The organism is Gemmatimonas sp. (assembly GCF_041689975.1).
Lineage (GTDB): Bacteria > Gemmatimonadota > Gemmatimonadetes > Gemmatimonadales > Gemmatimonadaceae > Gemmatimonas.
This window is the reverse complement of the sequence record NZ_JBDNFF010000291.1, coordinates 1-4,779: the sequence shown is the minus strand read 5'-3', so window position 1 is coordinate 4,779 and position 4,779 is coordinate 1. Positions and strand designations below refer to the sequence as shown.

Below are 4,779 nucleotides of genomic sequence, written 5' to 3'. Positions count from 1 at the left end.
GGCGCTGAAGGTACAGCGGCACGAGGGCGATACCATGCGACGACACGCCCTCGACTTCAGCGGCCACGAGCGAATCGACCGTCACGCGTGCGTCGGCGGTGCGCACGCCCGCAGCGCCGAACAGTGCGAGCAGGACGGCATTCAAACGCGCGACATCGACTGTCGCGTCAGTGGCGACAGCGGTCAATGGGCATCCTTTTCGTCGGTGTACCAATCGGGCTTCACAGGGTAGTGGGGGCCGTCGTATACCTCGACCACGATCGTGTCTTCGTGCGCCACCGTCAGCCCGTGGACGTTACCCTTGGGGTTGCAGTAGAACGAGCCTGCGACGAGCGTTACGCCGGTGGCTGTGTACTCGTACTTGCCGGAGAGGCAGTACATTGACTGGTTGGAGGCATGCGAATGCGGCTGCGGAATGCCTGCGCCTTTGTCGAACTTGATCAGCGCGACCGAGGCTCCGGTATCGACGTCGCGAAACAGCATCTTCTCGTGGACGCCTTTGAGAGACTTCTCGCGCCACGGCAGGGTCGCGGTCTGAACCAGGATCTCATCCAGCGATGGCGCTCCGGCCGGCATGGATACAACTTTCGTGTCTGACATGGTCGATTCCTTTAATATATTATATGAAATATCACTACTGATTAATCAATTGCGATGGGGGTTACCAATTCGGACCTTTCGCACCACTCTCCTATGGCAAGCAAAGTTTCCGCGCCCTCCGCGCCCTCGATCTCCCTTGCGGAGAAGGCCTACCGTCAACTGAAAGAGCGCATCCTCACGCTCCAGCTTCGGCCCGGCATGTTCCTTAACGAGCTCGCGCTGTCCGAGATGCTCGGCATCGGGCGCATGCCCGTGCACCAGGCAGTCCACCGGCTCAAGGCTGAAGGGCTCGTCGAGGTGATTCCGCGCAAGGGACTCGTGATCCGGCCCGACTCGCTGAAGGACATGCTCTCGCTGCTCGAAGCACGGCTCGCGATGGAACCCAACATCACCGCGCTCGCTGCGGAGCGCGCGAGCAAGGAACAGATCGCGGCCCTCAAGAATCTTGTGATGGAGTCGAAGCGCATCGTGAGCCAGACCGAACGTATGTCGTTCATGACGCTCGACCGTGCGTTTCACTCGCTGATCGGCGAGGCCGCCGGCAACAAGATCCTCGCGGATGCGCAACGGCCGCTGCACGAGCGGTCCGAACTGATCTGGCACCTTCGTGTGATGCGCGAGGACGGGCTCGTCGTGAACCAGAACGAGCACATGAACATCTTCTCCGCGATCGCGGAGCGGGACGCCAAAGCGGCACGCAAGGCCATGGAAGAACATCTTCATTCGCTTCACAATCGTATCCTCAACGGCTCCTTGAATCTCTAGTCAAGCTTCACGCCCGACACCCTGACCACTTCCTTCCACTTGACCGCCTCTGCTTCTATGTAGTGGTCGAAAAGCTGCGGCGTGTTGGGCCGGAGCTCCACCTTCATCTGGAGGAAGCGGGCCTGCTCAGTCGGCGTCTTCAGCGTCTCGTTCATTGCGGTGCTGAGCTTCTCGACCACTACCGACTGGCCGACCCGCTGGATTACGCCTTCGGCGATCGCGCGTGACTGTACGTCGGCTGAGCCGCCGGGCGGATGGGCCACGATGAGATGGATCGGCTTGCCGGGAAACATGGGCGGCAGGGCGAGTGCAGTGCCGCACACTGTGATCGCGGCAAGGGCCCGGGCGACGAACTTCTTCATGGGACGATCCTTTGGATCAATGCTTGGGGAGCGGCGGCGGCAGCCAGCCCGACAGGGCGCGCTCCGCCACGACGACCAGCAGGTAGGCGATCGTGCCGAGCACCGAAAGGGCGAACAGCGCGGCGAAAGCGAGCGACGTGTTGATCTGCGACGTGGCGCTGAGCAGCAGGAAGCCCAGACCGTCGCTCGACCCGACGAATTCACCGATCACCGCGCCGATCACCGCGAGCGTCACCGCGACCTTGGCGCCGGTGAACACGTAGGGCAGTGCTGCGGGAAACTGCACCATCGAGAACACCTGCCAGCGCGTGGCCTTGAGGCTGCGCCCTAGTTCGAGCAGGTCGCGCGGGGTCGATTGCAGGCCCGCAGCGGTGTCGACAACGATTGGGAAGAACGCCACGAGCCAGGCGATCGCGAGCTTCGATTCGATGCCGGTGCCGAGCCACACAAGCAGGATCGGCGCGAGCGCGACTTTGGGCACGGACTGCAGGGCGACTAGTGGCGGGTAGAACATGAGGTTCACCCAACGCGACATGGACACGGCCACCGCGATCGGGATGCCGAGCAGAAGCGCAAGCGCGAAGCCGTAAAGGGTGGCCTTCATCGTGACCCAGCCTTCGGTCACGAGCGCCGGCCAGTACTTGCCGATGGCGAGCGCCACGTTCATCGGCGTCGGAAGCACCGATTCGGGCATCTTCCACGCGACGCAGACGAGTTGCCAGAGCGCGAGCACCAACACCACGCCGATGAGCGGATAGGCGATGCGTTCAATGTTGTTACGCGTGATCATCAGTGGGCTCCCCCTGCCGCGGTCGGTGCGACGATGCCGAGCGCCTCGCTCGCGAGCCGCTTGGCCAGCGTGAACTCGGGCGTGAAACGCACCGCCTGGCTGCGAGGGTAGGCAAGGTTCACAGTCAGTTGCTCGACTATGCGCGCAGGGCGACGACTGAACACAAGCACCTTGTCGGCGAGGTACACCGCCTCGGAGATCGAATGCGTCACAAAAAGTACGCTTGCACCGGTTTCCTTGCGGATATTGAGAAGCAGGTCGTTCATCTCGAGCCTCGTGAGTTCGTCGAGCGCACCAAAAGGCTCATCCATGAGTAGCAGTTTTGGTGCATGGATCAGCGCGCGGCACAAGGCCACCCGCTGCTGCATGCCGCCGGAGAGCTGATGGGGCCGCGAGGACGCAAAATCCGCGAGACCTACGAGCGCCAGCAGTTCGTGCGCACGATTCCGGGCGGCCGCATCGTTGCGCTTGAGCACATCCATGGGAAACAGCACGTTTTGGAGCACGGTGCGCCAGGGCATGAGGCTCGGGGCCTGGAACACGAAACCGTAGTCGCCGTAAGGGCCGTCGACATCTTTGCCGTTGACCATGATGCTGCCGCCCGACCTTGGCATCAATCCTGCAACCATCCGCAACAGCGTGGTCTTGCCGCATCCGCTCGGCCCCAGCAGAGACACGAATTCTCCGGCCTCAAAGTCGAAACTCGCATCGTCGAGCGCGACTAGGTCTTCATGGGCACCCCCGCCTCGTTCCTTCGCAAGGAATATTTTGCGCGCACCCTGCACTGAACCAAATGGCATCGCCGATCTCCTGTACTTGTTGCGCATATCATGTGATATATTACAAAAATTGTCAACTCAAGAAAGACGTTCATGAAATTTTTCAAGCAGGTGATTTCAGCGATTCTTGCAGCGTGTGCGCTCGCCACGCCCGCCGTCCAGGCGCAGGACAAGGACATCAAGTTCGCACTCGATTTCATTCCCCTTGGTCGGCACGCGCCCTGGTACGTAGCCTTGTCGAAGGGCTACTTCAAGGAAGAAGGCCTCAACGTCACGATACTGCCGACGAAGGGTACGGCCGATGCGATCCGCTACGTCGAATCGGGTCTCGCCGAAATCGGCTTCATCGACATTCCGAGCCTCGTCGCGAGCGGCGCGGCCGGCAGCGCGATTCGCATCGTCGGCGCGGTCTACCAGAAGGCGCCCTATTGCGTGTTCAGCCTGAATCCTGGCGCGAACGTCTCGTCGCCCAAGGACATGGTCGGACTCGAGATCGGTTCGAGCAGCGCCTCGTTCATGCCCCGTATCTTTGCGGCTTTCATGAAGATGAACAACCTCGATCCCTCAACGCTCAAGATCGTGAACATCGACGGCGCGGCCCGCGTGCCGATGCTGGTTTCGAGGAAGGTCCCGGCGATCGACCAGTTCATCATGGGTGAACCGTCGATCAAGCGCGCCGCGGGCGATGCCCAGGCCAAGTGCCTGCTGCTGAGCGACTACGGCCTTGACATCTACGCGAACAGCATCGGCGTGAGGGACGACTACCTGAAGGCCAACCCGGCAGTCGTGCGTGGCTTCATCCGTGCCGCGTTCCGCGGCTGGAAGGACGCGCTCGCCAACCCGGCCGAAGCCGCGAAGATCCAGGTCCAGTACCTCAAGGCACTTGACCCGCAGATCATCGAACAGGAACTCGTGATCCTGAAGCGCATCACCGTGACGCCTGAAGTGATGGCCAACGGCTTCGGTACGATGTCGAAGGAAAAGATGCGACGCACCGTGCAGTTCATCAACGACAACGTCGAAGTGACGGGCGCCAAGCTGTCCGCCGACAACATCCAGGTCGACGGCTACCTGCCCTCGCCTGCCATCAAGCCTTGAGCCCGCAGCCCCTGTCCGTCGTCATCGCGGGCGCAGGTCCGATCGGTCTCACCACCGCGCTCGGGCTCGCGCACTATGGCGTCGCGTGTATCGTCTATGAAGACGACCAGACCCTTTCTTCGGACACCAAGGCAGGGACGCTACTCACCCGGACGCTAGAGATCTTCAGGCGCTACGGCGTGGCCGATGCGGTGCTCGCGGAGGCGCTCCGAGTCGATGAGATCGGCGAGATCGACCGGCAGACGCAGAAGTCGACCTTTCCAGTGACGCTGGACGCGCTGTCGGACGAAACGCGTTACCCGTTCGTGATCAACCTGCCGCAGCAGGACCTCGAGCCGATCCTCGGTCGGGCCATCTACCTTCATCCGCTGATCCAGTTGCGTAT

Annotated in this window: 7 protein-coding genes and 1 pseudogene; 3 read left to right on the top strand and 5 right to left on the bottom strand. The window is 61.7% G+C overall.

All coding sequences use genetic code 11. The annotated features are described in order from the left end of the window. Positions 1-187 (bottom strand): annotated as a pseudogene (locus ACESNG_RS17645) (Ldh family oxidoreductase); the annotation flags it as partial. Then, on the bottom strand, positions 184-576 hold the full coding sequence (locus ACESNG_RS17640; protein ID WP_373070072.1) for a cupin domain-containing protein: 393 nt from the start codon (positions 574-576) through the stop codon (positions 184-186). The pseudogene ACESNG_RS17645 and the gene ACESNG_RS17640, both read right to left, overlap by 4 nt. A gap of 78 nt (positions 577-654) precedes the next feature. Between ACESNG_RS17640 and ACESNG_RS17635 the strand changes: the two genes are divergently transcribed. Then, on the top strand, positions 655-1,365 hold the full coding sequence (locus ACESNG_RS17635) for a GntR family transcriptional regulator (protein ID WP_373070070.1): 711 nt from the start codon (positions 655-657) through the stop codon (positions 1,363-1,365). On the opposite strand, the gene ACESNG_RS17630 is transcribed toward ACESNG_RS17635, so the two are convergent. From ACESNG_RS17630 to ACESNG_RS17620, 3 genes are read right to left on the bottom strand one after another with little or no spacing between them, the layout of a single operon-like run. After that, positions 1,362-1,727, bottom strand: a complete 366-nt coding sequence (locus ACESNG_RS17630; protein WP_373070068.1) for a hypothetical protein — start codon at positions 1,725-1,727, stop codon at positions 1,362-1,364. The genes ACESNG_RS17635 and ACESNG_RS17630 overlap by 4 nt on opposite strands. Positions 1,728-1,743: 16 nt before the next feature. Continuing rightward, positions 1,744-2,469: an ABC transporter permease gene (locus tag ACESNG_RS17625; RefSeq protein ID WP_373070066.1), complete on the bottom strand. Its 726-nt coding sequence runs from the start codon at positions 2,467-2,469 to the stop codon at positions 1,744-1,746. A 47-nt stretch (positions 2,470-2,516) separates the two neighbouring features. Next, a complete protein-coding gene (locus ACESNG_RS17620; RefSeq protein ID WP_373070064.1) occupies positions 2,517-3,344 on the bottom strand; it encodes an ABC transporter ATP-binding protein in 828 nt (275 codons plus the stop codon). Between the two features lie 45 nt (positions 3,345-3,389). Between ACESNG_RS17620 and ACESNG_RS17615 the strand changes: the two genes are divergently transcribed. Further along, on the top strand, positions 3,390-4,394 hold the full coding sequence (locus ACESNG_RS17615) for an ABC transporter substrate-binding protein (RefSeq protein WP_373070062.1): 1,005 nt from the start codon (positions 3,390-3,392) through the stop codon (positions 4,392-4,394). Next, positions 4,391-4,779: FAD-dependent oxidoreductase (locus ACESNG_RS17610; RefSeq protein ID WP_373070060.1), on the top strand; the 389-nt coding region annotated here is incomplete at its 3' end. The genes ACESNG_RS17615 and ACESNG_RS17610, both read left to right, overlap by 4 nt.